This is a genomic window from Pseudidiomarina salilacus (assembly GCF_047323925.1).
GTDB lineage: Bacteria > Pseudomonadota > Gammaproteobacteria > Enterobacterales > Alteromonadaceae > Pseudidiomarina > Pseudidiomarina salilacus.
On the sequence record NZ_CP178751.1, the window covers coordinates 267,524 to 294,205 of the forward strand.

Consider the following 26,682-nt stretch of genomic DNA (forward strand, 5'->3'; position numbering starts at 1 on the left):
CATTGCTTCTTAGGAGAATGAACATGGCTACTATTGATTTATCACCACTTTATCGCAGCAGTATCGGTTTTGACCGTATGGCCCGCTTATTGGATGCCGCAATGCGCACCGATAGCAATGCCGCTGGCGGTTACCCTCCGTACAACATCGAAGTGTTCGGCGACAATCGTTACGCGATTACCCTAGCTGTCGCGGGATTTGCCGACGATGAGCTGAGCATCGAAGTTGAAAATGGTATTTTGAAGATTCAAGGACGTAAAGAAGAGCAGGACGAAGAACGGCAATACCTGCATAAAGGTATCGCTTTCCGCAGCTTTGAGCGCAAATTTAATTTAGCAGATCACGTTGAAGTGAAAGGCGCGAAAATGGAAAACGGCTTATTGACCATTGGTCTGGAAAAAATCATTCCAGAAGCGATGAAGCCGAAGAAAATTGAAATCGGTAACTCACTCAATTTGCTCGAAGGTAGCAAATAACCCTGTTATAAAAGGTGAGGGCGGTTAGTCGCCCTCACATTTTTGTTCCACTTCACGCCACACCACTGGCTCCCAATATTCCTCACGCACGGTGCTCAAACGTTTGTTGCGATTAAACTTCGCTGCAATGTAGTATGTTGTATCTGCTTTGACATCAATTTCTAACTGCTTGGCATTACTCATACTGCTTGACCGACGCACCCATGGATCGGTAATGAGCTCATGCAACTCAATGACATGTACGCCTGGATCTAACTTGTAAATTGATCGCCGTCTGAGCACGTTATCATCATCAATTTTAACGAAGTAAGCGGGAAATAAATCGCGCGCTTCTGGTGGTGTCACAAACACACTGACGCGTCCGCAACTACCATCGTCGGTTTTATCCACTTGCGCTTGCGCGACATCGACTTCAAGACGCCACCCCGGAATCACGGTTGCTTTTACGCGGCCACCTAAAGTCAGTGTCTGCGTATCGCGCGCAACCGTTACGTTGAAGGTTGAGTCATGCTCGAGTCCTTGCAGATGGCTGACAATAGTGTCGAGTCCAGCTCCACTAAAATCAATGTCATCAACTTGCAGCAAGCGATCACCTGCTTGGAGCTCCATTTCTGCAGCAACTGAATCATTTCGCACCGATAAAACTTCGCCGTTGGGGTGCACCACTGCGCCCCAGTCAAAATAACTGCGCGTCGGTTCTTCCATAGTAACAGTGGCGGCTTTGCCCTGGCTTTTGGCGGCAGCGATGGCGGCGGCGCGAGCATGCTCCCGTGCCAGCTGATCTTCTTGCGTCGCTGCGTTAAGCGGAGTGCTTAACAGGCTTAGCAATAGGGTGCTGAGTCCAAGTGCGGTGAGTTTCATTAAAACGTCTCCTGTGCTGTTAGCACTTCACGTTGTTGCCACAAGGCGGAGATCGTAGCATCGTCTGCACCACGCAGGTAGGCCTGCTGAATTTGGCGGTCGATACTTTCGAGTTGGTAATTGCCCGCCAGCAACATCGGCGTTTGTGGTCTCGCTTGGCCATTTGTTGACAGCGGCTGCACCACCATTAACCAAGCCACTGCAGCTGCTGCCGCGAAGGGCGTCAGCCACAGCGCAACCGCTTTCGAGCTTACTGGCTGCGCCGGTTTAATGGCGGTTTCTTGGCGTGCCGTTAGCTCTTGCCAAGTGACCGGTTGCAATGGCTCCGCTTGCGCTTTAAGCCGCTCTCGCAGCAGCTTTTCGCTAGGGCTGAGTGATTGCTTCTGTGGACCTGATGGGTTCATCTGGAACTCCTCTGTCGTAATTTCTTGAGTGCGCGATGGTAGCGCTGGCGTACGGTCGCGGCTTGCTCATTGAGCAGCTCAGCAAGTTCTTCGTGACTGTAGCCTTCGACCAAGTACAGCCAAATCAGTTGATATTCATGTTCGTCCAAAACGCTTAGCAGCGTGTCGATATCATCGAGCTGTTGTAGCCAGTCGGTTTGACTAAGCCAGTCGTCGGCATCGAGTTGTGCTGCGCTATCATCGCTATTGGTTTGTTGTTGTGGCTTGCGAAAATGCGATAGTGCGGTGTTTACCGTTAACTGTTTTAACCAACCGCCAAGCGCTTTTGGGTCTCGTAATTGTGCGACTTTTTCAAAGGCAATAAGGAACACGTCTTGAGTTAGATCGCGGGCTAATTCAGAGTCGCGGCACATGCCTTGAATCAGGCGTTGTACCGGGCGCTGATAGGTTTCAAACAGCTGTCGCTGACAATCGCGACGACCGGCTTGAGCGCCTTTGATCACTTGAGCGTCTAGCTGTTGCGCGAATCCTGTTAGAGCGTTCTGGGTCATGCGTGTCCTGCTGCATTCATCATGTTGATAAGATGCAACAGGACGGCGATGTGTGACAAGCCTCAAAATTGAATATCGGCAATGATTGGGTCATGGTCCGATGAACGGTAGGCATCGGGTGCATACCAATCCGCATTCTGTGAGTAACCTTCATAACTCAGCGCTGACGGTTCATCGGCATTGATGAGCCAATGCTGCTGCTTAATCACGCGGCCGTGCAGGGCATCGCTGACCAGCAGATGGTCAAGGCTGCCAGCTTGTGCATTGAACACATAAGAGTAGCCCTTAGGCTCAAAGTGCTCGGCGCGGTTATGGTAGCTCGCAGCATAGAAAGTTTGCATCGGATCTTCTTGCGCGTAGGCGTTAAAATCGCCGAGCACGATTTGTGCACTGGTTTTTGCCAACAGCGGTTGTTGCAGAGCTGCAATGAGGCGTTCGGCGGATTCAACACGAGCCGCATTCCAGCACGCTTGGCCATCGTTTTGATTAGCATTTGGGTCACTACTATCGCGCGGACACGAGCCTTTCGATTTAAAGTGATTGACCGCTACCACAAAAGTCTCTTGGCTATGCAACGGGCGCATGCGTTGGATCAAAGGATAGCGACTGCGGTTGCGAAAGACGCCCTCAGTAACAGTCGATACTGCGCCAACCGCCTCGACTCTGTCGCTGCGATAAATTAAACCGTTGGTGATGGAGGCACCGCCGAACTGCCCTTCGGCAGCTGCAACGAATTGCCACGGTTGGCCGCTGGCTTGCTTGAGTTGCTCAACCAAACGCACGATAGCACTATGGTCAGCGTAGCCGTCGTTTTCAATTTCCATTAGGCCAATAATATCCGCTTTAAGCGCTACCATGGCGGCAATGATTTTGGCTTCCTGGCGGCTGAAATCAGCGGCAGTTTCCGCACCCCGGTCAGTTGGGAAACTTTGCGCGACGCCATTGCCATTGAAGTAGTTCAAGACATTAAAGGTAGCGACGCGAATCACGCGCGGATCGGCTGACTTACTCGGTGCTGGCGGGCGCGGGTTGGTGGCAGTGAACTGCAATTCAGCGGTTGGTTGAATGCGGTAGCGCCCGTTAAATTCACTCAAAATGCCTTGCACATTACGAACACTGTCGCCGGCGCGCAGACTATTATCGGCACTGAGTTGCGGTGCCGGAAACGGCACTTGGCTTGGGTTAGGTGCGCGATTATCGTCAATCACTAAGCGCTGTAATTCGTAGCTTGCGGCCAGTTGCCGAGCACTGGCGCCGGGTTGCGTAACTTGTGTCGGGGTATAGAGTCGCTCTGCGGCAACATCAAAACTACCATGGCGATCAAGTAAATAGTTGCCGTTGACGATGAGTGTTTGCGGGATGCTGACGTATTGTCCTTCTAATTGTTCAAACGTCTTCACCGATGCTACAGGTAAAGTCAATTTTTTCGCTGCGGGTAGCTCAGCTCTGCCACAATCAATAATTTCCGTCACCTGATCTAGTTGGGTCAGTTGCTGTGCTTCGCTGACCACGCCATTGACGCGCACTTGATCACCAATTGCAACAGTAGGACCTGTGGCTTGCACAAATAGACCAGCGTCCTTGTCTTGCAGAAAAAAGCCACCGAGCTCACCGTCGCCTTGCCAACTCGCGGTGACGACGCCACTAATACTGACGCTTTGCCCCACTAACGGCGAGCTATCTGAATTGCCTTGTATTTGGCTTATCGTCTGTTCAGCGACACAATTTGAATTGGCGAGCGGGGCATCGACATCAGCTTGTTGCGAACAAGCCGTTAAGGCGAGCGCAACCGCGCTCAAGCTTACCCAATAGCGTTTATGAATCACGGTGGAGTTGTTGTTGTGCATAGCTTCCTACTTCTAATACATCGGCGGCGTCAATGTGTTCCGCGTCCATCATCGCAGCAATACGCTGCATTGCCGCTAGCAACTGAGATTGTTCCCAATCGGCCAGCCCCTGAAATTTCCGAATAAAGTCTTCTTGCAGTGGTTTTGGCGCGGCGGCAAGCCGTTCCGCTCCGCGCGGAGTGAGCGACAGCACCACGCGACGTCGATCTTCAGTGCTGCGTTCGCGATGAATTAGCTCGCGATGCTCCAATCGATCAATAACATTACTCACGGTGGCAGGGCTGAGCGTAATATTCTGCGCTACCGCACTAGCAGTAATACCTTCTGGCGCTGCGGCAACCTCGCGTAGAATCAGCAATTGCGGCGCGGTAAGTCCAGTTAATTTATTCAGCTGTTTGGAATAGAGATCGGTTGCGCGGATGACTTTGCGTAAGGCCAGCAACAACTCCTCGTACTTTTCCATAATAATTCCCCAATGGTTCCTAATAGCGTCGCGCGGACAAATCAGTGCGGCGTATTTGCACCACGACACCCAATTTTGGATGATCAAAATAATGGGTTTCGTGACTGATCACGCGGCGCAACTGGTCCAGCTTAAAGCTACGTAAAAAGCGTTTGTTGGTGAGTGGCTCGAGCGCAAGATCTGCTTGTGCAGTCAAATCTGCAGGTTGCCAATCAACCGCTGTAGGCTCGCGTAACTCAAGATCACTGTCGATATGCAGGTAATTTCCGACAAGGTAAATATGCATAGTGCCATCGAGCTGCCAAAGGGGAGTTGTTGGCGTTTCAAGTTGACTGGCGCTGGGCGCCGCTAAGGGTTCATCTTTTGCCGCCGCACTGAAATTGAATTGTGCGGTGCGTTGTAGTTCGGCCAATTGTTGCAGGCGTTCCGCGAGACCTAGCTCTGGCTTTTCCTCGCTCGTACTAAGTGCAGTCAGCTTGGCTTGCTCATCGGGAAGGGCATAACCTGCAAGTGAAAATTCATCGGCAAAATTGCGCCCACCGAAAAGTCGAACTTTGTATTCATCATCGGCGCCAAATACCGGTTGATACCAGCTTAAATGCAAAAGTGGGGTGCCGGTTCCGCGGCGCACTAATTGCTGGCGTGTTTCGCTCAATTCGAGTTGCGATGCAGGCGCAAGAAACGGCGCCGCAGCATTCTTAACCTCGCCACCGGGGCCGTTAATAACATCGGCTGGTGCTGCTGCCAATTCTCTCAGCATGCGTTCTTGCCGTTGCCAGTTCATCGGTAACCAGGGATCCAGCTCCCAGGGCGCGGCGCACAATAAGCGTTCGCGATTGAACTCTGGGATAACGGTGGGCGTTGCGCACTCTGGTAGATCAGCCAAGAGTGCGGTGATGTCAGGTACGAATACGCTAGGCAACGGATTGTAAACATAGTCCTGATAGCGTTGCGGCCCTTGCCACGGGAAAGACTCAACGGTGTCGCCAGCATCGCGGTGGGCAAACACTAAAACTTCGACTTCAAACCAACGCCATAGATCCTGTTCCGGTAACTGTTGCGCCTTGGCGACTTGGGTAAAACTGCTAACGGCAAGCCAACCAGCTAGCGCTGCTGTTGCTAAAGGTTTTCGGTACCAGCCCTGCGTCATTTCTCATCCTTTCGCTCGGCGAATTCTTCAATAAGTGACTCTACCAGTTTCAAGCGACCTTGAGTATCGCTGATTTTGGTAAGAACTCGTAAACGGTTAGGCCCTTCAAGTTTGTATTGGTTCGGTGCCGATTGAATCAATTGAATCAAATAAACCGGACTGACTTTGGTTTTCTCACCAAATTCGATGGTGATCCCCTGCGGGCCACCGTCGATTTTGCGAATGCCTAATTGCTCAGCGCGGTTACGCAATTCCGTGACTAGCATCAGATTTTGTGCGGCATCGGGCAGCAGCCCAAAGCGGTCGATCATTTCCACCTTGAGGGCACGAATTTCCTCGCTGTTATCCGAGCTGGCAATCCGTTTGTAGAGGCTCAGGCGCAGCGTAACATCAGCGATGTAGGTCTCCGGCAACAGCGCAGGTACCCGTAAATCAATCTCACAGCGTTGCTGTAGCAAGCTATCAAGGGCCGGTTCTTTACCTTCGCGCAAGGCGGTAACAGCTTGTTCCAGCATGTCCATGTACAAGGTAAAGCCGATAGTTTCAATTTGCCCACTTTGTTCTTCACCGAGGAGTTCGCCGGCGCCACGGATCTCAAGGTCATGGGTGGCCAGCATAAAGCCAGCACCCAAGTCTTCGAGCTGGGATATCGCCTCGAGTCGCTTCAAGGCATCTTTGGTCATGCGTTTTGGGTGTGGCGTCAGCAGGTAAGCATAGGCCTGATGATGTGAGCGGCCGACGCGACCACGCAACTGGTGCATTTGGGCTAGGCCAAGATGATCGGCACGGTCCATGATGATGGTATTGGCGGTTGGTACGTCGATACCGGTTTCGATAATAGTGGTACACACCAGCACGTTAAAACGTTGGTGATAGAAATCGGACATAATGCGTTCGAGTTCTCGCTCTCGCATTTGTCCGTGGGCTACGGTTACCCGCGCCTCTGGCACCAGTTCGGTAAGCTCACGTGCGGTTTTTTCAATAGTTTCGACATTATTGTGCAAGAAATACACTTGGCCACCGCGTAAAATTTCACGCAGAACTGCTTCGCGAATGGTCGGCTTATCGTACTCACGCACAAAGGTCTTCACCGCCAACCGGCGCGCTGGCGGCGTTGCAATAATCGACAAATCGCGTACGCCGTGCATGGCCATATTGAGTGTTCGCGGAATCGGCGTAGCGGTCAGCGTTAAAATATCAACGTCACTGCGCAAGCGTTTAATCGCTTCTTTTTGGCGCACGCCAAAGCGGTGTTCTTCATCGACAATCAATAAGCCTAAATCAGCAAACTTAACGGTGCCCTGCAGCAGTTTGTGCGTACCTACCACGATGTCGACTTTACCGGCTTCGATGTCGGCCAAAATCTGCGTGGTTTGTTTGTTGGTATTAAACCGCGACAGCACCTCGATCCGCACTGGCCAGTCGGCAAAACGGTCTTTAAAGTTTTCGTAATGCTGCTGGGCGAGCAGGGTCGTTGGTACCAGCACTGCAACTTGCTTGTTGTCATTTACAGCGACAAAAGCGGCGCGCATTGCTACTTCAGTTTTACCAAAGCCAACGTCTCCACACACCAGTCGGTCCATGGCACTGGCGACTTGCATATCGCTCAAGACCGCATCGATGGCCTGTAACTGGTCATCGGTTTCTTCGAACGGAAAGCTATTGGCAAAGCGCTGGTAGTCCTCATGATCAAGCTTGAAGGCATACCCAGGTTTGGCTTCACGCCGGGCATAGACATCGAGAAGTTCGGCTGCAACATCGCGGATCTTTTCGGCCGCTTTGCGCTTGGCGCGCTCCCAAGTATCGTTGCCGAGCTTATGCAGCGGCGCATGCGCTTCTTCGCCGCCACTGTAGCGGGATAGCAAATGCAACGACGCTACGGGGACGTACAGTTTACTGTCATTCGCGTATTCAATGGTGACAAATTCGGTAGTCATGCCGCCAGCTTCAAGGGTTTGCAATCCTTGATAGCGGCCCACGCCATGGTCAATGTGTACCACTGGCTGGCCAATGCGCAGTTCGGCGAGGTTGCGCACCATATTTTCGGTTGAAACCGTTGCTTTTTGATCGCGCCGGCGGCGCTGCTGAATGCGGTTACCTAGTAGTTCAGTTTCGGTAATGACTGCCAGCTTAGCATCGGTGGCAATAAACGAGTTCACTAGCGGTGCGACAACCAGCGCGTTGCTGCCGGTAAAGTCGTCGATGTCACTGAAGTGCTGCAACTCATGTAAATCGAGCTTGAGTGGCGCTAGGGTGTCTCGCAATGACTCACGGCGCCCTGCAGTTTCGGCAACGAACAACACGCGATACTTGGCTTGATGTAATGCCGCTAGACGTTGTCGTAATGCTTGCAACGGGTCTTTTAATTGATGATTTAGGGCAATTTCACCAATAACTTCAGTATTGAAGACGCGCGGGCCGGGCTGAGCTTTATCGTCTGGAACAAAGGCGCGCACGCGTGGCAATTGCTTGAAGTGGTGATGAATCTGATCGACCGGTAAGAATAACTGCGTTGGCGCTAGTAACGGCCGCAGACGATCGTAGCGGCGCTGCTCATAACGCTGTTCAATGTCGTGCCACAAATGGTCGAGACTGCCTTGTAAATCGCCAAAGGTAACAAGTAAGGCATCATCGGGTAAGTAATCGAATAAGCTTGCGGTGTGCTCGAAAAACAGCGGCAAGTAGTACTCGATACCGCCAGGTAACTGCCCTTGTGAGACTTGGTAATAAATCGAGTCGCGTTCGTTAGCAGCTTCAAAGAGTTCTCGATAACGGCCACGAAAACCTTCAATCGCGGTAGGGGTGATCGGAAACTCATGAGCGGGCAGCAAGTTTATACGTTCGACTTCACCCGCAGAGAGCTGCGTATCGACGTCGAAGGTGCGAATGGAGTCCACTTCATCGTCGAAAAAGTCGATGCGATAAGGCACTTCACTGCCCATCGGGAATAAATCAAGCAACGAGCCACGGGCGCAAAACTCACCATGCTCCATCACCTGATCAACATGGCGATAGCCGGCGCGTTCCAGCCGTTGCCGCAAACGGTAGCCATCTAATTGCTGACCTTTGTCGACTTGCAGCGCTTGCCCACTCACATAGTCGGTAGGGGCGATACGGTGCAGTAAGGTATTGATCGAGACAATCAATGCGCCATCTTGCATGCTGGGTAGTTTCGCCAATACGCTCAAGCGCTCAGAAATAATATCTTGGTGCGGCGAGAAGCTATCGTAAGGCAGGGTTTCCCAGTCAGGAAACACCATCACGCGCTCTCCTTTGGCACTTAAATAGCTAATTTCTTGCTCTAAGCGATGGGCTTGCGGCGCGTCGGGCGTAACAATCAGTAACGGCCGTTCATGTTGGTCAATCAGCCGTGCCAGCGCGAGTGCTGCACTACTGCCGGCGAGTCCTTGCCAGGTAAGGTCCTGTTTTGCTGATGTGGGGCGTGGTGGCGTTAGAATCGATGCCTTGCTCATAAGGTCCACTTTGTTAACTACTCAAGTGGCTGAAAGTATACCTGAAACTGTTACTTGGATCAGTGCGCATATTTCTTTATGCTTGCAGCGCAACCCCGAACCAACAGATGAGCGCTAGACACCAAGCTTATGTCGCAATCCGTCACTTTATTTTTGAGTTATCGCTATAGTCGCGCCCGTTATGGTCAGCGCTTTACGCGTTTTATCCAGCGCGTGTCGTTGGTGGGTATTGTGGTGGGCGTCGCGGCTTTGATCATTGTTGGTTCGGTGATGAATGGTTTTGAAGCGGAATTAAAACAACGCATTTTAACGGTTGTGCCACAGTTACAAGTGAGTGACGAGCAAGGGTTAGATAATTGGCAGCAAGTGGCAGATAGTTTGCCAGTGTTGACGGGGGCGCGTGCCGTCGTGCCCGAAGTGACCACTGCCGGCGTCATCCAGAGCGAGCAACGGCTACAAGCGGTGCAAGTGCAGGGGATTTTTCCCGAGGCGGATGGCAGCCATGTACAATTAGAGCCATTGCAGCAGCACTTAGAAGCGGGTCAATTGCAGCTTGAAGCGGGCACTTTTAACGTGGTGCTCGGTTATGCACTGGCGCAGCAGTTAAATATTTGGCCGGGGCAACAGTTGCGCTTGATCGCCGCTGGTGGTGGCATCTACACGCCACTAGGGCTAGTTCCCGCCCAACGATTAGTAACAGTGACTGCGGTGGTGAGAATGCAATCAGAGGCCGATCAGCATTTATTGGTCATGCATGGAGCCGATCTCGCACGGATATTGCGGATGGCAGAAGGCCAAGTATCTGGGTTACGCTATTACTTTGACGACCCGTTTGCAGCTCTTGCCGCAGCTGATGAGTTGACTAGTGAAGTGGCAGAACCTTTACAAGTGACCAGTTGGCAGCAGAGCTACGGACACTTATTTGATGCCGTGAGTATGGAAAAGCGCATGGTCAACCTGATGCTGGGACTCATTATTGCGGTCGCAGCCTTTAATATCGTGTCATCGTTGATGATGATGGTGCAAGACAAACGCGCCGATATTGCGATTTTACAGACCATGGGACTTGCACCACAGCGGGTGCGCAGCATGGTAGTGTTACAGGGCATGTTCACCGGCACCCTTGGCGCAGTTTTAGGTTTGCTGTTAGGAGTGCTGACAACGCATTTCTTGAACCCACTACTGACTGGCTTTGGTGTAGATATGAGTTTTGCTGGACCAACTGGATTACCTGTGGTGATGGCACCGTTACAGATTGCAGGCACTGTGTTGGCCGCGCTTGGTCTGACCTTTATCGCAACTTTATTCCCGGCGTGGCAAGCCAGTCGCATCTTACCGGCACAAGCTTTGAGGTATGAATAAACATGACGACCGAGGTGTTATTAGAATGTCGGCAGGTAAGCAAATCCTACCGTGACGGTCAGCGTGATTTGCATGTTTTGCAAGGCGTTGACCTACAACTTCGTGCAGGCGAGTTATGGGCCATCGTTGGTAGTTCTGGCTCAGGTAAAAGCACCTTGTTGCACTGCATGGGCGGCCTGGATCGACCTACTTCGGGGCAGATACTGTTCCAAGGCCGTGATCTCACTTCGTTGTCGACTCGGGCGTTGGCTGATTGGCGCAATCGTCAGCTGGGTTTTATCTATCAGTTTCATCATTTATTACCTGAGTTTAACGCGCTCGAGAATGTCAGTATGCCGTTACTGATTCAGGGGGTTGCCAAATCACAAGCCGAGCAACAGGCGGCAGAGTTGTTAGAGCGAGTAGGGTTAGCAGCGCGCGCACAACATCGACCTGCCGAGCTCTCAGGCGGTGAGCGGCAGCGCGTGGCAATCGCGCGAGCGCTGGTGAATAAGCCACGTTTAGTGCTGGCTGATGAACCCACTGGCAACCTTGATGATGCCACCGCTGGGCAAGTGATGGCGTTAATGTTAGAGCTGAATCGTGAGTTGCAAACGTGCTTTGTCATTGTCACACACGACACGCAACTGGCACAGCAACTACCGCATCGGGTGCAGTTACATCATGGTCAGTTGGTGCCACCGAATCAGGCTGAGAGCGCAGCATGCTAGGTCAATGGCGTCTTGCCTGGCAGCTTGCCCAGCGTTTTCGCCGCGGGCGCGAACGCAGTCGCTTCCTGTCGTTTATCTCGGCCTCGTCAACGTCCGGTATCGCACTTGGATGTATGGTCTTTATTACCGGGCTGAGCGTGATGAATGGCTTCTCGGAAGTGCTGCAGGAGCGCTTTTTGAAACTGGTGCCCCACGTTGAGTTCAATGCTGTAGAAGGGCGTTTAGACTACCCTGAAACGATTTTTGCGTTGGCAACGGATCATCCCGAGGTGACCGATGCTTGGCCGTTGATTCACACTCAAGCACTGGTACAGCAAGGGCGCGATTTTGTCGGAGTTCAGGTTACTGGGCTTGATCCGGAACGGGAACATGCCATTAAGGATTACTTAAAGGAGCAGCAATGGTCAGCCTTGACGCAACCGAACACTGTTATTTTAGGCAGTGGCTTAGCGCAAAAGCTTGGGGTTGCGCGCGGTGATAGCATTCGCTTTGTGGTGGCCGCAGAACGCGGTTTTCAGGCACCTAAACGAATGCAGTTAACGGTGATTGATACTTTCGAGTTTGGTGGCCAATTTGATCATCAACTAGCTTATGTGAACCTTGCCACGGCGCGTGATTTCGTTGGCTTAGACAGTGGCTTTAGCACCGTAGCCTTGGCCGTTGATGACCTATTTAGTGCTGAACGAGTGGCCAATGAAATCGGTTATCAGCTGCGCGATTATGTTTACTTAGAACACTGGATGCGTTCACAAGGCCATTTGTATCGCGATATTCAAATGGTGCGCATGGTCATGTACTTAGTACTTATATTGGTACTGGCGGTCGCGAGCTTTAATATCGTTTCGACCTTGGTGATGACGGTGCAAGAGAAACAACGCCACATCGGCATCTTGCGTACTATGGGCTTACGTACCAGCAGTTTGATGCAGGTTTTTGTGCTGCAGGGGCTGCAAAATGGTGTTTTCGGCGTGTTTGCTGGGGTGTTAGCGGGAGTGTTGCTGAGTCTTAACTTACCTTTGCTACTCAACGCGCTGGAGCGTTTGAGCGGCAGTACCTTGTTAGCGAGCGATGTTTATTTTGTCAATCAGATCCCAGTGCTACTGGATTGGCCGGATGTGTTGGTGGTGGCTGCGGTTGGTTTGCTAATGAGCTTGTTGGCAACTTTGTATCCAGCGTGGCAGGCCGCTCGTATTGATGTAGTGCGGGCGATTAACGCTTAAATTTTTTGCGCGCGCGCCAAGCACTGACAACCGACTGACGCCACATCAAACTCACCACAAAGTAGCCAAGGATACTGACAACAGTGCCAACAATTAGGCAGCCGAGTAAGAAAGCTGGGCCAATTGAGGTAATACTGTCGCCGAGCCATTGCCATGACAACTCGAAATAAAATGGTTGTGACGGCGCGCCAATGAGCCAAGTACCCACTTTATAGCAAAAGTAAAACAACGGCGGCATGGTGATTGGGTTTGATACCCAGACCAACGCGACCGAAAGCGGCAGATTGACCCGAAAAGGTATTGCTGCGGCAGCGGCCAGTACCATTTGAAAAGGCACTGGAATAAAGGCGAAGAACAGACCGATAGCGAAGGCACCGGCAGCTGAGCGCCGGTTCAAGTGCCACAGGTTGGCATCGTGTAATAACTTGCCAAACACCTTTAGGCTACGACTGTTTTTCACCGCCTCATGATTTGGCATGATGCGCCGCATAAATTTTCTTGGCATGGATAACTAACTCTTACTTTCCATTACAGGTACAACGTCCATGGATCGGTGGTTGTGCACATTCTTCGGCGGCTACTTGCTGTCGTTCAGCTTTACCGCTGTACTTACCTGGCAAGTCGCTCTATTGCTAGTCAGCAGCGCTTTGCTTTGTTTCATTATAGCTCACAGCGTGCGCTCATTGACGGCTGTGGTAACCCTCATTGGGTGCGTATTGTGCGGTATTCTATGGGGCGCTGGCAACGCCTATTTGAGCCAAAGTCATGCGCTTACCACTGATTGGGTACAACGCACTGTGCCCATCGCCTTGACGGTTACCGAGGTGGTTGCAACTCGGCCCGAATCATGGCAGTTGACCGGTAGTTTAACGCATATTGATAACGACCCCCAAGCGGACGGCTTAACGGCGCGTTTGAATTGGTATCAGCCACACGCAGACGGACCGCAACGGTTACCGCAGGCGGGTGAAATATGGCGATTGCAGGCCCGTTTAAAGTATCCACAAGGTACGCGCAATCAAGGTAGCGGCTTTTACCATCGCTATTTAGTCGGCCAGGGTATCCAGGTACTTGGCTCAATAAAGTCAGGGCAAAGGGTGGGAGGCAGTGTTACTTGGCGACAAAGTTTAGTCGCTGACGTACAACGCGCTACAGTCAATCACCCGCAGGCAGACATTCTGTTAGCGCTGTTACTTGGCGAGCGTTTTGCGATAGCAACTGAAACTTGGCAAACCGTGCAACAAACTGGGCTCGCCCACCTGATTGCCATCTCTGGCTTACACCTATCTTTAGTTGCTGGCGCGGCTTTGTGGCTGTGCTGGCACGGCTTGGCAGCGCTCACACGCCAGCGCCAACTCCGCGAGCGCCGTAACCTTTGGCGGTTTGTGCCTGCATTCGCATTGGTGGCGGCGGTCGGGTACGCCTGGTTGGCCGGCTTTGCCATTGCCACTGTGCGCGCTTTATTGATGTTTAGTGTATTTGCTTTGCATCGCTGGCTTGGGCTGAAAGTGTCAGCACCGCGGCAATTTTTGCGTGCGGTGTGTTTGGTTGTGCTAGTTGAACCTTTGGCACCGCTGCAAATGGGTTTTTGGCTATCGGTGAGTGCGGTAGCGGTGATTTTGCTACTCAATTGGCGTTGGCAACGTTACCAAGGCCGCATTCGAGCGGTTAAAGAGTTGTGGCGTTTCGAATGGTTTATCACTTGGTTATTTGTGCCTGTGATGCTGCTTGGCTTCGCTGGCGTATCGACGGCTGCGGCTGTGATCAACCTAGTGATCGTGCCGTTGGTCAGCTTTTGGGTGTTACCGCTGGCCTTAGTTGGCTTACTACCGACGGTGCTTGGAGCTTATGCGGTTGCCGCAGCAATTTTTACACTAGCGACTTGGCCATTGGAGCAGCTGTGGCCACTGCTTGAGTGGTTAGCGCAACAGCCTTGGCAATGGTTGGCCGCGGAACAGTTACCGACATGGCCATGGTGGCTCTTGAGTTGCGCCGTGGTGGTAGTGCCGTTGAACCTGCGCTACAAGCTTGGGGCCATGGCAGTGTTGCTATTGGCGTCCGCAATACAGCAACAGCTACCGCTTGAGCGCGAGTTGCGCGTGCACATGCTCGATGTCGAGCAGGGCTCAGCCATTGTCTTACAGCGCCAACAACAGGCATTCATTATCGATACCGGCGCTGCATGGCAAGGCGGATTAAGTATGGCGGAGCGTGTTATCCAGCCGTTTTTGCGGCAGCAACGCTTGCAACCAGAGCTTGGCCTTATCACGCATACTGACAACGATCATCAAGGTGGCTGGCAGTATTTACGCGAGGCTTATCCGCACCTTGCGTGGTTCGGTGGGGCCAATCCAAGCCCTTGTGTGGCTGGCCAAAGTGGCCGCTGGCATGACGTTAACTGGCGCGTGTTGCATCCGCGTAGCAGCGTTGCGGTTGGCAATCATTCCAATAATGATTCCTGTGTTGTCTTGTTTGAGTTCGACAGTTTTCGTCTACTGGTAACCGGTGACATTGAGCGCAGTGCCGAACGGCAACTATTGGCAGAGCTTGCGCCGTTGCAAGCGCAGGTGCTAATCATCGCGCACCATGGTAGCAAGAGCTCATCCGAAGGCTATTTCATTCGACACGTCAAACCTTCAGTGGCGTTAGTGAGCCGCGGTCGTAACAACCCTTATGGACAAATCCACCGCGAAGTTACCGAACGTTTTCAACAGTATAGAATTCCTATTTTTGATACCGCTCGCGGTGGCCAGGTGAGCGTGATAACTGATGGTAAACGCTGGCGCGTGGAACAGCCGTTCGCGGCCGCCAATGGCGCTTGGTTTGACAGCGATCCTTTGCAATAGCTAGCCAGTTACCCCTGAAAGCGGTTAGAATGACGGCATTATTTGCTATATGAATCTGATGCATGACTGCAGAGACAGTAAAACAAAAGACCTTTCGCCGCTTAATGGCGTACATCAAACCGTATCGTGCGGCGTTTATCTTTTCGATTTTTGGCATGATCGGTTATGCCGGTGTTGATACCTTCTTCTTTTCGCAAATCCAAACGCTTATCGACGATGGTTTGACCCAGAGCGATCCAACGATATTGCTTTATGGTGCGGTCTTTGTACCGATTATTTTTGTGCTGCGCGGGCTATTTAATTTTATTTCGACCTATTTTTTGAACTGGGTCGGCTTTCGCGTTGTGACCACGCTACGGCAGCAGTTATTTGACCATATGATGAAATTGCCGGTGTCGTTTCACGACAAGCACTCGACTGGTGATTTGATCTCTAAAATTACGTACACCACTCAACAAGTTGCCGAAGCGACGAGTCGTGCCGTGTTAATCTTGGTGCGCGATGGTGCTTTCGTGATTGGCCTGTTGGCGTTGATGTTTTATCACAGCTGGCAATTATCTCTGGTATTTCTGATCGTCGGACCGGTGATTGCCAAAATTGTCTCAGTGGTCTCCAAACGTTTTCGCAAAGTCTCAAGTCGCATTCAAGCAGCGATGGGGGACGTTACGACCACTGCTGAACAGATGATTAACGGGCATAAAGTCGTAGTGATGTACGAAGGTCAAAAACGCGAATCGAAGCGTTTTAATGACGTCGTCAACGTGACGCGCAATCAGAATATGAAGTTGATCAATTCACAAACTATCAGTACTTCGATGATTCAGTTGATTGCCTCATTTAGTTTGTCGATGGTATTGGTGTTGGCGAGTTTTCCCGAAATGCTAACACAGTTAACTGCCGGTGCATTTACCACCTTGCTTACGGCCATGTTGATGTTGCTGCGTCCGTTGAAACAACTGACTACGGTCAACGCTGACTTTCAAAAAGGTATTGCGGCCGCGCAGAGCATTTTCGCTGTGCTTGACGAGCAACCAGAAGTCGATAGCGGCAATAAAGTCATTGACCGAGCGCGTGGGGAAATCGAATTTGAGCACGTCACCTTTAACTACGATGACACCGACGCTCCTGCCTTAGATGATGTCAGTTTCCATTTGCAACCGGGTAAAACTCTTGCACTTGTCGGCCGTTCAGGTAGTGGTAAGTCGACTATTTCGAATTTGATCACGCGCTTTTATCGCCCGCAACAAGGCGTGATTAAACTCGATGGCAGTGATATTTATGATTACAAGCTGAAGTCACTGCGCCGACAGTTTGCCTTGGTGTCTCAGCATGTCACTTTGTTCAACGATTCGATAGCCAACAATATTGCTTACGGTGCGCATGGCGAAGTGACTGCAGAACGCATCCGCGAAGCGGCGGAACGTGCTTACGTGACTGAGTTTACCGATAACTTGCCGAATGGTTTGGATACCATGGTCGGCGAGAATGGCGTCATGCTCTCTGGTGGTCAGCGGCAGCGTATTGCCATTGCGCGTGCTCTGTTGCGCGATGCGCCAATTTTGATTCTGGATGAGGCAACATCGGCATTGGATACCGAATCTGAACGTCACATTCAGAGTGCCTTGCAGGATCTACAGCAAAACCGCACCTCAATTGTGATTGCGCACCGCCTATCGACCATCGAAAAGGCCGATGAGATCATTGTGCTGGAAGATGGTGCCGTAGTTGAGCGCGGCAGCCATAAACAATTGCTCGAACAGCAGGGTGCTTACTACCAACTACACAGCCTACAATTCGGTGGCGAGGTGCATTAATGCGTCTACAGCGAGCCTGGTATCAATCTCGGGCGCCGCTTTGGCTGTGGTTACTTTGGCCGTTGCAACTGCTATTCGTCGCGCTGAGCGGTTTGCGTCGGTTGCGCTTCCGTTACTTTCCTGCGAAACCACTACCGGTACCAGTGATTGTGGTGGGCAACATCAGCGTTGGTGGCACTGGTAAAACGCCAGTGACACTGGCGCTCGTCGATTACCTCAAAGCGCAGGGCGAACGTCCGGGAATTATTTCGCGTGGCTACGGCGGGCGTGGTCCCTTTCCCTATAATGTAACTCCGCAGAGCGATGCGCAACGTTGCGGTGATGAACCCCTGTTGCTCGCACGTCGCACTCAGGTGCCGATGGTGGTAGCACCTGACCGTTACGAAGCGGCCGCATGGCTGCTACAACAAGCGCCCAGTATCACAGTGATTATCAGTGACGACGGTCTGCAACACTATGCCTTGTCACGGCAGTTTGAAATTGCGGTTATCGACGGCAAGCGCGGTATCGGCAATGGTTGGCGTTTACCTATGGGGCCACTGCGAGAAGCGCCTGCGCGCCTTAAATCGGTCGATGCGGTCATAAGTAATGGCAAGCTTGAGAACTCGTTACCATTTGCGTTACAGCCTTATCTAATGGAACTGCGAGCGCAGCCTTGGCGGCGGGTTAGCGACGATTCGCCGGTGGCTACTTTACCAGAGGGTAAAACCTTAGCATTGGCTGGCATTGGTCATCCTGAACGCTTTTTTGCTACGGTAGGAACCATAGAAAAACGAGCTTTTACGACCCGCGCATTTGCCGATCATCATGCATTTAGCGATGCCGACTACGCTGCCGTGAGTAACTATGATGTAGTGCTGATGACCGAAAAGGATGCCACAAAATGGCGTGGCAACCCCGCGCAAGCTTGCTATTATTTGCCGGTGAAAGCACAGCTGCCCGAGGCATTTTGGCAGCAATTGCAGCAGGCTTTAAGGAACGCACGATATGACGCTTGATGAACGCACCCTTGCATTATTAGTATGCCCACTGTGCAAGGGTAAGCTGCTATGGCAAGCTGAAGCACAAGAATTGATTTGCCGTGGCGATCGACTCGCCTATCCGGTCCGTAACCAAATCCCCCATTTACTAGAGAGTGCAGCGCGGCAAGTAAGCGCTGACGAATTGGAGCAGTTGCCCAAATGAGTTTCACTGTCATCATACCCGCCCGCTATGCTTCGACGCGATTACCGGGCAAGCCACTTGCCATGATCGGCAACAAATCGATGATTCAGCGTGTTTATGAACGCGCCACCGCTGCTGGTGCCGCCGAAGTCATTGTCGCGACCGATGATCAACGCATTGTTGATGCGGTTGAAGCATTCGGTGGGCGCGCGATGATGACCGCCCCGCATCATCAGTCAGGTACCGAACGAATTGCTGAAGTGATTGATTATTTGGCGATTGCTGATGATCAAGTCGTGGTCAACGTGCAAGGTGATGAACCTTTTATTCCACCGGAAATTATCCGCCAAGTGGCAGATAATCTGCGCAATCAAAAGGTCGCTCAAATGGCCACCTTGGCGGTGCCGATTCATAACGTTGAAGAAGTGCTAAATCCAAATGCGGTAAAGGTGGTGACCGATAGCAATGGCTATGCGTTGTATTTCTCGCGAGCGCCTATTCCGTACGAACGTGACGCGCTGGGTCATGGCAAAATCGGTGAACTGGCGAACTACCAACGCCATATCGGTATTTACGCTTACCGCGCTGGTTTTGTTTGGCGTTACATCGAGTGGGAACCGAGTCCCTTGGAGAAAATCGAATCGCTAGAACAATTACGGGTCCTTTGGTATGGCGAGCGTATTCATGTAGCCGAGGCTATTGCCAATCCGCCGGCTGGCATTGATACGCCAGCCGACCTTGATCGTGCTAATCAGCAATTACTCGACTAACATAGCCGCCGGCACGTGCTTTGAGCGCGTGCCAACGCTCCCGCCACCACAATAGCCGTGCGTAGACATACGGGACCAAGAACAAACTGGTCAGCGTCGATAGCAACAGACCCCCGATGATAGCAATCGCCATTGGCGCGTAGGGCGGGCCGTCACCTCCGATTTGCGTGGTACCAAATGCTAAGGGGACTAAGCCCAAAACGGTGGTCGCGACCGTCATCAGAATCGGCCGTAGGCGGCTAACGCTGCCTTCAATAATGGCATGTTCCAACGTCTGACCTTCGGCAAGTAACTGATTAATCCGGTCGACCAGCACAATGCCGTTATTCACCACGATACCCATCAATATCAAGATACCGATCATGGCCATAATCGACATCCCTTGGCCGGTGAGCATCAAGGCCCAGAATACCCCGACTATTGAGAACAATAACGAAGTGATCACCGAGGTCGGCAGCAACACTGATTCAAATAATGCCGCCATCACGATGTAGATCATGACTACGGCAAGTAAGGTATTCACCAACATCACATTTTCCGCTTCTTGTTGGCGTTCAAAACTGCCATCAAGTGACCAAGTATAACCATCCGGTAAAGTTACTTGGTCGAGTAATTGAGTGATTTCCTCGCGGGCCTGATCAAGCGTTAACACCTCGTTGTTAATATTTGCTTGAATCGCCAACGAGGTGCGGCGGTCGAGGCGGCGAATTCCACCCAGCCTTGGCTGGATGCGAAAGTCAGCTACGGCCGCCAAGGGTACTGTACGCCCATCAAGCTGAATGACTGGTAAATTCTGCAGGGCTTCCAGCGACGTTTCCAAGTCTTCATCGAAGGCGATGCGTAATGGGATCTCGCCATTTGGGTCCCCACGGAATGAGCGCAGCCGTTGGCCGCGCAGTGCTGTCGCGATTTGCTGGGCAACAGCGGCGGTACTTAAACCAATGCGGTGGGCGCGTTCGCGGTCGATTTGCACGACATATTCAAACTGGCCTGCTTCTGCCTCACTGCGCAAATCACTCAAGCCTTCGATGCTCGCCAACAGCGGAATAAAGCGCTCAGTTAACTCTTGTAGTACCTGGGTTGATTGACCATTGAGGGTAATGCTAATGCCTTCATTACCACCGCCCCAACCGAATTGCGGTTCACTGCGCAACATTTTCGGAAATTGCGCGCGCATGGTTTCCATTAACTCGCCCATTTTAACCGGCCGCTCAGGCTGCAATAAAACCGTAGAGATCGCGTGGTTAGGCGTGTAATAGGAGTACACCGCATCAATGTAGAACGCCTCTTCGTTGGCGTAGAGAAAGTCTTCAAATTGACTGACTTCATCTTCGACCTCTTTGAGGCTGTACTGTTGGTGTAGGTTGTAATTGATAAATAAGCGGTCATTAAATCCTTCAGGATCTTGATCGCCGGTGACAGCGCCCATGGGCACCACAATACTGGCTAAAACGAGGATGGCAAAGAAGCCGGTCCAACGCGGGTGACGCCAGCTCCATTGCAACAGCTTGCGATAGCGCGACGGGCGTTCTTGCGGTTTACGTGAGCCCATCACCCGTGTCAGTTTACTGGCCAACAGCGGAATCAGTGTCTGTGCGATCAACAACGAAGCCAAAAGCGACAAACAAATAGCGATAGCCGTGTGTTCAAGAAATATCGTGATGTCGATCTTTTTGCCAAAAATATTGGGTAAAAAGACAATCGCTGTGGTAAGGGTACCGGCGAGGACCGCCAACGACACATTGCCGACACCCCTCAAAGTTGCTTGCTCGGCTTGATAGCCTTGTTCAACCTCGTACTGGATACTCTCAGTGATCACCACTGCGTTGTCGACCAACATCCCCACGGCGAGCATTAAGCCCATCAGCGATAGTACATTCAACGAATAGCCAAGAAAGTACATACCGCCCAGTGCAATACAAATGGCTATCGGCACTGACAACACGACCACCAGCGTGGTGACCAGATTACGCAAAAACAAATACAGCACGATAAAGGATAAACCGGCGCCAATGAGACCCGCAATCAAGAGGTCGTGGAGTGAAGTTTTGACGCTTTTCGCGGTGTCATCCATCACATATAGATTGATACCGTTGAATTGTGGGTCATTGCGTATCTCATCAACCACCGCGCGCACCCGTTCAGAAACTTCGACCAAGTTTTGCGACGACTCTTTGAACACATCCATACCAATCGCATAAGTTTGGTCTAAATGACGTCCATCGGTTTTACGTGGCATTTCGCGTTGCACTGTGGCGATATCGCCGAGCTTAAGCTGAGTGGTAATCGGGAATTGCCGAATCTCATACTCAGACTGAAACTCGCCAACTGGATTCACCAAGATACGTTCGTTGTCGTTTTCGATATAGCCAGCGGTCAACGAGAAATTCGCTGCTCGCAAGCGCGCAGTGATGTCGGCGGCATTGAGCTGATGTTGCAGCAAGCGCTGTTGATCAAGGCGAATCACAATGTTCTGTTTCTCAACACCGTACAAAGTGACTTGTGATACACCTTCGACCCTTTCAATTGGCCGCCGTAAGCTGCGATCTAACAAGTCGTATGCGTTGTTAAGGTCACGCTGACTGGAAATCCGTAGCTGGAATACCGGCATATCCTCAGTGTTAAACTGCATCACCTGAACGCGTTCGATATCATCCGGCAACAAGTGTTTGACTGCATCGACTTTTTCGCGAGCTTCGATGCTTTTGGCATTGATGTCTTCACCCCATTCGAATTGCAACACCACTTGCGCGTTGTCGCCAGAGGAATAGGAACGCATACGTTTGATGTTGCTAATAGTCGCCAAAGCTTCCTCTAATGGGCGCGTGATCAGGCGCTCAACTTCAGCTGGAGTTGAATTAGGGTAGGGCACGGTCACTACCATTTCGGGTATTTCGATACCCGGAAACTTCTCCAGCGGCAGGAGACGCGAACTGATCGCGCCGAGCAGTAGCATCGAGACAAACAGCATGCAAATAGTGACTGGGCGACGCAAGGCAAGACGGGCAAGGCTAGCGCCTATTTCAGCAGCAGTCATTAGGCTTGCTCCTCTGTCACAGTCCGCACTTGCTTACGATCAACGAGTAAGTACAGGCAAGGGATGAACAGCAAGGTAAGTAGGGTAGAGAACAGCAAGCCAGCGATGACGCTAATCGCCATCGGTGCGCGAATTTCCGCACCTTCACCCAGCCCCAAGGCGAGCGGCAATAAGCCGAGCACCGTGGTAAACATCGTCATCAAAATGGGGCGTAAGCGTTGCTGCGCAGCTTGGGAAACCGCGGTAAAGCGTTCAGCACCTTGCTGGCGCAGTTGATTGATCCGGTCAACAAGGACAATCGCGTTGTTGACTACTATCCCGGCGAGCATGATCAAGCCAATAAAGACGATCACACTGAGTTCAGTGCCCAGCAAATACAAGCCGAGTACCGATCCGGCCCCCGCCAACGGCACGCTGAATAAAATGAAGAACGGGTGCAACAGCGATTCAAACTGCGAGGCCATAATCAAATAGACTAAGAACACAGCCAAGGCTAAGGCCATTTGGAGTGATCGAAATGACTGCTGCATCTCGGCATTTTGTCCGGCGATATTGGCGTCGACGGTAAGCGGGAGTTGCACCTCGTCTAGCATCTGTTCTACGGCCGCGACGGCTGCACCAAGGTCGCCATAGGCAAGGTTAGCACTCACCACAGCGGTACGCTCTTGGTCGATACGGGTGATCTCACTAGGCCCCATGATCTGTTGAATGTCAGCAACTGCTTGCAAAGGGATTTCGCGTTCCGCACCGGGATTCACCACCATTTGTTGCAGATCGCGCAACGAATCACGATCAGCTTGTTGGCTGCGCACCAAGATATCAATTTTCCGATCTTCAAGACTAAACTGGGTTGCCACGCGGCCACCAATTTTGGTCGCGAGTAACTCGGAAACCGTGGCGCTGGTCAAGCCATATTGCGCCAAGCGTGCATGGTCAAAGAGAATCGCGATTTCTGGCTGACCATCACTCATGTTGGTTTGAATATCGGTAAAACGTGCGTCTTGACCTAATTCAGTCGCAACTTTTTGTGCCGCTTGTTGCAACAGCTCAAGCTCATAACCAGTGATTTCAATCGCAATCGGGCTGCTGAAATTAAATAACTCAGGGCGGCCGAGTTTGACACTCACACCGGGAATGCGGGCGGCGTACTCGCGCAAGTAGTTCTGCACGCGTTGCTCGGCAAACACATTGCTGGCATCGGCCATGACCACATTAAAGCGTCCCCATTGATTGCCATTCTGGCCTGGTGCGGCATTGAGCAAGCTACCGGTCCCGGCGATGCTATAGGCCTGTTTAACGCTTTGGCTGAGTTCTTCATTCGCGGCTAAGTGGGTTGCGAGACCATTCAGCACTGCATCGGTTTCGCTAATGGTTGCCCCAGGTTGTAATTCAACTTCTACGTAGAATTCACCCTGTGCCATGCTTGGCAGCAAACTTACCGGTAGCAACGGTACCAGGGCGTAACAACCGGCAGCGACCACCACGATTGCGGCGAGGGTGAGTTTGGCCTTTGCTAACGCGGCATTGAGCAAGCGCTGGTAGCCACCTGCAAGACGCTGATAGAGCCAGTCGAAGCCACGCAATAAAGGTCGCACTAACCATCCGAGTGCTTTGCCCAGCCCGCGCCAGATAAAAGTGACGGCTGTTACGATGGCGAGAGGTAACCACCGAAACAGCAATAACAACGGTGCCACGAGCCAGAAACGCCAACCTGAACGCTCAGCCGCTGGAGCAAAATGTTGTTGTGCAGTAATGGCGGCATCAGCGCTTTTTTGCTTGGCTGAAAGCATCGGAATCAAGGTCAAGGCAACCAGTAGCGATGCTAACAACGAGAAAGTGACAGTTAAGGCCTGGTCGGCAAACAATTGTCCTGCCAAGCCCTCGACAAATACCAATGGAAAGAACACCGCCATGGTTGTTAAGGTTGAAGCAATAATCGCTCCGGTGACTTCAGTGGTGCCGCGTTCGGCTGCGGTGGCTGCGTCACTGGATTCATTGTGGCGAGCAATATTTTCCAAGACCACGATGGCGTTGTCGACCAACATTCCCACCGCTAACGCAATACCGCCCAACGACATCATATTCAGTGAAATCTGATAGCCATGCATGAGGTTAAAGGTGGCGATAATCGAAATAGGAATAGCGAGCGAGATAATGACCGTAGGCCACACTCGCTGTAAAAATAGATAAATGATAACCATCGCCAAGAGGCCGCCAAAAATCGCCGCATCACGCACCTCTGCTATTGCGGCTTCAATAAATACCGCTTGGTCCGAAATGGGAGTGATTTGGTATTGTGCTGGAATGACCTCGCGTTGTTGGAGGTATGCCAAATGACTTTGAATTGCCTTTGAAACCTGCACCGTATTGGCATCACCTTCTTTGTATAGTGAAACTTCAACGGCTTCGCTACCGGCAATGCGACTAATTGAGTCACGTTCTTTGTAACTATTGGTGACGGTCGCGATATCGTTTAACAGAATAGGGCGCTCATTTCGGGTGGCAATATAGATGCTGCGAATGTCATCTAAATCTTCGAACTGATTAAGCGTACGTACCAAATATTCAGCCCGTTGCGCCTCAAGCCGACCGCCTGATAAGTTAATGTTTTCCTCGTTCAAGCGCTGCATGATGAGGCTCATCGGAATTTGTAGTTGCGTCGCTTTTTGTTCGTTGACCAAGACTTGAATTTCGTCTTCTAAACCACCACCGAGACGCACCGATGCGACGCCCTCAATACTCTCAAGGTGACGTTTGAGTTCCTCATCGGCAAAGGTACGCAGGCGCTTTAATTCGTCCACGTTGGGGTCTGCTAGGTATTGATAGCCAAGCGCGACGCGGAAGATGGGTTCCTCGGCGGGATTAAACCGAAGTAGCGTCGGCTTTTCTAAATCTAGAGGTAACGGCACCAGATCCATTTTCTCGCGCACATCAAGACTGGCCATGTCCATGTCGGAGCCCCAAGCGAACTCCAGCAACACATCGCTTTGCCCGGCACGCGAAATAGATTCAATACGCCGCACGCCTTTTACCGTGCCGAGCGCTTCTTCAATCGGCTTGCTTACCAGTTGTTCTACTTCGCTTGGCGCACCGCCAGGGTAGTCAGTGCGAACCGTTAAGGTTGGATACGACAGATCAGGTAGCAAGGTGACCGGTATGCGACCGAGTGAAACCATGCCAAACAACAGTACTGCCAGAGTGAACATGGCGACCGTGACCGGCCGCCGTACCGCTAATTTGGCTAAACTCATGATTGTTGCTCGCTCTTGATAACTTCAACTAGAGCCGCATCTTTCAGGTTTGCTTGACCGCTCACCACCAGCTGTTGACCGGCATCGATACCCGATAAAATTTCCACATGCGTTTCGTCTTCAAAGCCAAGTGTCACATCGACCTTATGCGCTACTCCTTCAGCATCAACGGTAAATACGCTGTGCGCGCCATCGAGGCTTTGTACTGCGTAGCGCGGCACCGTAATAGCGTCGTCGTGGGTAGCGTAGTGCAATTTGACGTGGGCAAACATGCCGGCCTTCAAGCTACGGTTGCTGTTATCGACACTGAGGACCACTTTAAATGTACCTGATTGAGTATCAACCACAGGGCTAATGCGATCGATAGTAGCGGTCAGGGTTTTGCCAGGCATTGCGCTCACTTCCAGTTCCGCCGTTTGGCCAACGGCAACAAATTGCAGTTCGCGTTCCGGCAGGTGCACATTCCCTTGTAGTTCGTCTAGGGCCACAATGTGGAACAGCTTTTGCGCTTGATATTGGCTGATCATGTTACCGGTTTTGGCGTAGCGGGTTGCGATAAAGCCAGCAATTGGTGCGCGAATCTCAGTTTCGGCAAGGTTAAGCTTTGCCATGTCATAGCGTGCTTTTAATAAATCTGCTTGATACCGCAACTTGTCATAGGCATCAGCGCTGATCATGTCGCGCTCGGCCATGTCTTTCACGCGTCGTAATTCTTGCTGAATGCTGTTCAACTCTGCTTCGGCTTGCGCTAATTGAATACGGTATTCGTCATCACGCAAACTGGCGAGGAGCTGACCAGCTTCAACGTAATCACCTTCCTCAACGTGCAACTGTTCAACGATACCGTTGGCTTTACTGATGACGTCAGTTTCTTCCCGCGCTTCGAGGGTTGCCGTAGTGCGGAAACTCGAGGTGATGGCCCCACGTTGCACTTGCTCTGTAGCAACAGGAATGCGCACCACCTCGGCTTCTTGCGCTGCGGATTGATTTGAGGCGCCGGCTTGACCGCAACCGTTTAGCAACAGACTTGAAGTCAGAATTAAAGCGGCCAAGCCGACATAACGTGTAGTATTCATTTGAGTAAGCCCTGTTTTTATTTTCTCTTTGTTCGTGCTGCTGATTAAGACGTTGCAGCGGTTGCAAAGGTTTATGCAGAGAGCGTGCCAAAATGATAAATATTTTTGAGTAGACAGGTAAGCTGCTGATTTTATTGATTTGAATGGGGCGTGGTTGTTTAAAAATAGCAAACCTTCGGTTGCTGATAAGCACAAAAAAAGCACGCC

Annotated in this window: 20 protein-coding genes; 9 read left to right on the forward strand and 11 right to left on the reverse strand. The window is 51.6% G+C overall.

Annotated elements, in window-relative coordinates; translation table 11 throughout:
* Positions 1-23 precede the first annotated feature (23 nt).
* Positions 24-476 (forward strand): Hsp20 family protein, encoded by a 453-nt coding sequence (locus ACJ8W9_RS01255; RefSeq protein WP_411360019.1) that lies wholly within the window; start codon positions 24-26, stop codon positions 474-476.
* Between the two features lie 24 nt (positions 477-500).
* Here ACJ8W9_RS01255 and ACJ8W9_RS01260 read toward each other — a convergent pair whose 3' ends face one another.
* The 7 genes from ACJ8W9_RS01260 to mfd all read right to left on the reverse strand — a co-directional run bounded on the left by ACJ8W9_RS01260 (position 501) and on the right by mfd (position 9,225).
* Entirely contained in the window at positions 501-1,337 is an 837-nt protein-coding gene (locus tag ACJ8W9_RS01260; protein WP_411360021.1) for a hypothetical protein, read from the reverse strand.
* Positions 1,337-1,741: a hypothetical protein gene (locus ACJ8W9_RS01265; protein WP_411358121.1), complete on the reverse strand. Its 405-nt coding sequence runs from the start codon at positions 1,739-1,741 to the stop codon at positions 1,337-1,339. Before ACJ8W9_RS01265 ends, ACJ8W9_RS01260 begins: the two co-directional genes overlap by 1 nt.
* On the reverse strand, positions 1,738-2,292 hold the full coding sequence (locus tag ACJ8W9_RS01270; RefSeq protein WP_411358122.1) for an RNA polymerase sigma factor: 555 nt from the start codon (positions 2,290-2,292) through the stop codon (positions 1,738-1,740). Before ACJ8W9_RS01270 ends, ACJ8W9_RS01265 begins: the two co-directional genes overlap by 4 nt.
* Positions 2,293-2,354: 62 nt before the next feature.
* A complete protein-coding gene (locus ACJ8W9_RS01275; RefSeq protein ID WP_411360023.1) occupies positions 2,355-4,139 on the reverse strand; it encodes an ExeM/NucH family extracellular endonuclease in 1,785 nt (594 codons plus the stop codon).
* Positions 4,108-4,602 carry a MarR family winged helix-turn-helix transcriptional regulator gene (locus ACJ8W9_RS01280; protein ID WP_034730102.1) on the reverse strand — a complete coding sequence of 165 codons (495 nt, stop codon included), beginning with the start codon at positions 4,600-4,602 and terminating at the stop codon, positions 4,108-4,110. Before ACJ8W9_RS01280 ends, ACJ8W9_RS01275 begins: the two co-directional genes overlap by 32 nt.
* 19 nt (positions 4,603-4,621) lie before the next feature.
* Entirely contained in the window at positions 4,622-5,752 is a 1,131-nt protein-coding gene (locus ACJ8W9_RS01285) for a CsiV family protein (protein WP_411358124.1), read from the reverse strand.
* The gene (mfd, locus tag ACJ8W9_RS01290; RefSeq protein ID WP_411360026.1) at positions 5,749-9,225 is read right to left on the reverse strand and encodes a transcription-repair coupling factor; all 3,477 of its coding nucleotides are present in this window, start codon (positions 9,223-9,225) and stop codon (positions 5,749-5,751) included. Before mfd ends, ACJ8W9_RS01285 begins: the two co-directional genes overlap by 4 nt.
* A gap of 129 nt (positions 9,226-9,354) precedes the next feature.
* Here mfd and ACJ8W9_RS01295 point away from each other — a divergent pair, with 129 nt between their 5' ends.
* The 3 genes from ACJ8W9_RS01295 to ACJ8W9_RS01305 are packed head-to-tail and all read left to right on the forward strand — an operon-like array spanning position 9,355 to position 12,517.
* Positions 9,355-10,587 carry a lipoprotein-releasing ABC transporter permease subunit gene (locus tag ACJ8W9_RS01295; protein WP_411358126.1) on the forward strand — a complete coding sequence of 411 codons (1,233 nt, stop codon included), beginning with the start codon at positions 9,355-9,357 and terminating at the stop codon, positions 10,585-10,587.
* 2 nt (positions 10,588-10,589) lie between these two features.
* On the forward strand, positions 10,590-11,297 hold the full coding sequence (gene lolD, locus ACJ8W9_RS01300) for a lipoprotein-releasing ABC transporter ATP-binding protein LolD (RefSeq protein ID WP_411358127.1): 708 nt from the start codon (positions 10,590-10,592) through the stop codon (positions 11,295-11,297).
* Complete coding sequence (locus tag ACJ8W9_RS01305; protein WP_411358128.1) at positions 11,291-12,517, forward strand: lipoprotein-releasing ABC transporter permease subunit; 1,227 nt, start codon at positions 11,291-11,293, stop codon at positions 12,515-12,517. The genes lolD and ACJ8W9_RS01305 overlap by 7 nt, the downstream gene beginning before the upstream one ends.
* On the opposite strand, the gene ACJ8W9_RS01310 is transcribed toward ACJ8W9_RS01305, so the two are convergent.
* Positions 12,507-13,022 (reverse strand): DUF2062 domain-containing protein, encoded by a 516-nt coding sequence (locus ACJ8W9_RS01310; RefSeq protein WP_411358129.1) that lies wholly within the window; start codon positions 13,020-13,022, stop codon positions 12,507-12,509. The two genes, ACJ8W9_RS01305 and ACJ8W9_RS01310, sit on opposite strands and share 11 nt — an antisense overlap.
* A gap of 40 nt (positions 13,023-13,062) precedes the next feature.
* Here ACJ8W9_RS01310 and ACJ8W9_RS01315 point away from each other — a divergent pair, with 40 nt between their 5' ends.
* From ACJ8W9_RS01315 to kdsB, 5 genes are all read left to right on the forward strand, one after another.
* Positions 13,063-15,363 carry a DNA internalization-related competence protein ComEC/Rec2 gene (locus ACJ8W9_RS01315; RefSeq protein WP_411358130.1) on the forward strand — a complete coding sequence of 767 codons (2,301 nt, stop codon included), beginning with the start codon at positions 13,063-13,065 and terminating at the stop codon, positions 15,361-15,363.
* Between the two features lie 62 nt (positions 15,364-15,425).
* A complete protein-coding gene (msbA, locus tag ACJ8W9_RS01320; RefSeq protein WP_411358131.1) occupies positions 15,426-17,177 on the forward strand; it encodes a lipid A export permease/ATP-binding protein MsbA in 1,752 nt (583 codons plus the stop codon).
* Positions 17,177-18,175, forward strand: a complete 999-nt coding sequence (gene lpxK / locus ACJ8W9_RS01325; RefSeq protein WP_411358132.1) for a tetraacyldisaccharide 4'-kinase — start codon at positions 17,177-17,179, stop codon at positions 18,173-18,175. The genes msbA and lpxK overlap by 1 nt, the downstream gene beginning before the upstream one ends.
* Complete coding sequence (locus tag ACJ8W9_RS01330) at positions 18,165-18,362, forward strand: Trm112 family protein (protein WP_411358133.1); 198 nt, start codon at positions 18,165-18,167, stop codon at positions 18,360-18,362. The genes lpxK and ACJ8W9_RS01330 overlap by 11 nt, the downstream gene beginning before the upstream one ends.
* On the forward strand, positions 18,359-19,111 hold the full coding sequence (gene kdsB / locus ACJ8W9_RS01335; RefSeq protein ID WP_411358134.1) for a 3-deoxy-manno-octulosonate cytidylyltransferase: 753 nt from the start codon (positions 18,359-18,361) through the stop codon (positions 19,109-19,111). The genes ACJ8W9_RS01330 and kdsB overlap by 4 nt, the downstream gene beginning before the upstream one ends.
* On the opposite strand, the gene ACJ8W9_RS01340 is transcribed toward kdsB, so the two are convergent.
* Genes ACJ8W9_RS01340 through ACJ8W9_RS01350 form a run of 3 tightly spaced genes read right to left on the reverse strand, consistent with a single transcriptional unit; the run spans position 19,089 to position 26,475 of the window.
* The gene (locus tag ACJ8W9_RS01340; RefSeq protein ID WP_411358135.1) at positions 19,089-22,148 is read right to left on the reverse strand and encodes an efflux RND transporter permease subunit; all 3,060 of its coding nucleotides are present in this window, start codon (positions 22,146-22,148) and stop codon (positions 19,089-19,091) included. The two genes, kdsB and ACJ8W9_RS01340, sit on opposite strands and share 23 nt — an antisense overlap.
* A complete protein-coding gene (locus ACJ8W9_RS01345) occupies positions 22,148-25,399 on the reverse strand; it encodes an efflux RND transporter permease subunit (protein ID WP_411358137.1) in 3,252 nt (1,083 codons plus the stop codon). The genes ACJ8W9_RS01340 and ACJ8W9_RS01345 overlap by 1 nt, the downstream gene beginning before the upstream one ends.
* Positions 25,396-26,475 (reverse strand): efflux RND transporter periplasmic adaptor subunit, encoded by a 1,080-nt coding sequence (locus ACJ8W9_RS01350; RefSeq protein ID WP_411358138.1) that lies wholly within the window; start codon positions 26,473-26,475, stop codon positions 25,396-25,398. The genes ACJ8W9_RS01345 and ACJ8W9_RS01350 overlap by 4 nt, the downstream gene beginning before the upstream one ends.
* Between the last annotated feature and the right edge of the window lie 207 nt (positions 26,476-26,682).

Coding starts and splice junctions, on each gene's coding strand:
- ACJ8W9_RS01330 (WP_411358133.1), top strand. CDS start 18,165: ATGACGCTTGATGAACGCACCCTTGCATTATTAGTATGCCCACTGTGC.
- lpxK (WP_411358132.1), top strand. CDS start 17,177: ATGCGTCTACAGCGAGCCTGGTATCAATCTCGGGCGCCGCTTTGGCTG.
- ACJ8W9_RS01295 (WP_411358126.1), top strand. CDS start 9,355: ATGTCGCAATCCGTCACTTTATTTTTGAGTTATCGCTATAGTCGCGCC.
- kdsB (WP_411358134.1), top strand. CDS start 18,359: ATGAGTTTCACTGTCATCATACCCGCCCGCTATGCTTCGACGCGATTA.
- ACJ8W9_RS01305 (WP_411358128.1), top strand. CDS start 11,291: ATGCTAGGTCAATGGCGTCTTGCCTGGCAGCTTGCCCAGCGTTTTCGC.
- ACJ8W9_RS01280 (WP_034730102.1), bottom strand. CDS start 4,602: ATGGAAAAGTACGAGGAGTTGTTGCTGGCCTTACGCAAAGTCATCCGC.
- msbA (WP_411358131.1), top strand. CDS start 15,426: ATGACTGCAGAGACAGTAAAACAAAAGACCTTTCGCCGCTTAATGGCG.
- ACJ8W9_RS01255 (WP_411360019.1), top strand. CDS start 24: ATGGCTACTATTGATTTATCACCACTTTATCGCAGCAGTATCGGTTTT.
- mfd (WP_411360026.1), bottom strand. CDS start 9,225: ATGAGCAAGGCATCGATTCTAACGCCACCACGCCCCACATCAGCAAAA.
- ACJ8W9_RS01270 (WP_411358122.1), bottom strand. CDS start 2,292: ATGACCCAGAACGCTCTAACAGGATTCGCGCAACAGCTAGACGCTCAA.
- ACJ8W9_RS01265 (WP_411358121.1), bottom strand. CDS start 1,741: ATGAACCCATCAGGTCCACAGAAGCAATCACTCAGCCCTAGCGAAAAG.
- ACJ8W9_RS01260 (WP_411360021.1), bottom strand. CDS start 1,337: ATGAAACTCACCGCACTTGGACTCAGCACCCTATTGCTAAGCCTGTTA.
- ACJ8W9_RS01350 (WP_411358138.1), bottom strand. CDS start 26,475: ATGAATACTACACGTTATGTCGGCTTGGCCGCTTTAATTCTGACTTCA.
- ACJ8W9_RS01345 (WP_411358137.1), bottom strand. CDS start 25,399: ATGAGTTTAGCCAAATTAGCGGTACGGCGGCCGGTCACGGTCGCCATG.
- ACJ8W9_RS01285 (WP_411358124.1), bottom strand. CDS start 5,752: ATGACGCAGGGCTGGTACCGAAAACCTTTAGCAACAGCAGCGCTAGCT.
- ACJ8W9_RS01315 (WP_411358130.1), top strand. CDS start 13,063: ATGGATCGGTGGTTGTGCACATTCTTCGGCGGCTACTTGCTGTCGTTC.
- ACJ8W9_RS01340 (WP_411358135.1), bottom strand. CDS start 22,148: ATGACTGCTGCTGAAATAGGCGCTAGCCTTGCCCGTCTTGCCTTGCGT.
- lolD (WP_411358127.1), top strand. CDS start 10,590: ATGACGACCGAGGTGTTATTAGAATGTCGGCAGGTAAGCAAATCCTAC.
- ACJ8W9_RS01275 (WP_411360023.1), bottom strand. CDS start 4,139: ATGCACAACAACAACTCCACCGTGATTCATAAACGCTATTGGGTAAGC.
- ACJ8W9_RS01310 (WP_411358129.1), bottom strand. CDS start 13,022: ATGCCAAGAAAATTTATGCGGCGCATCATGCCAAATCATGAGGCGGTG.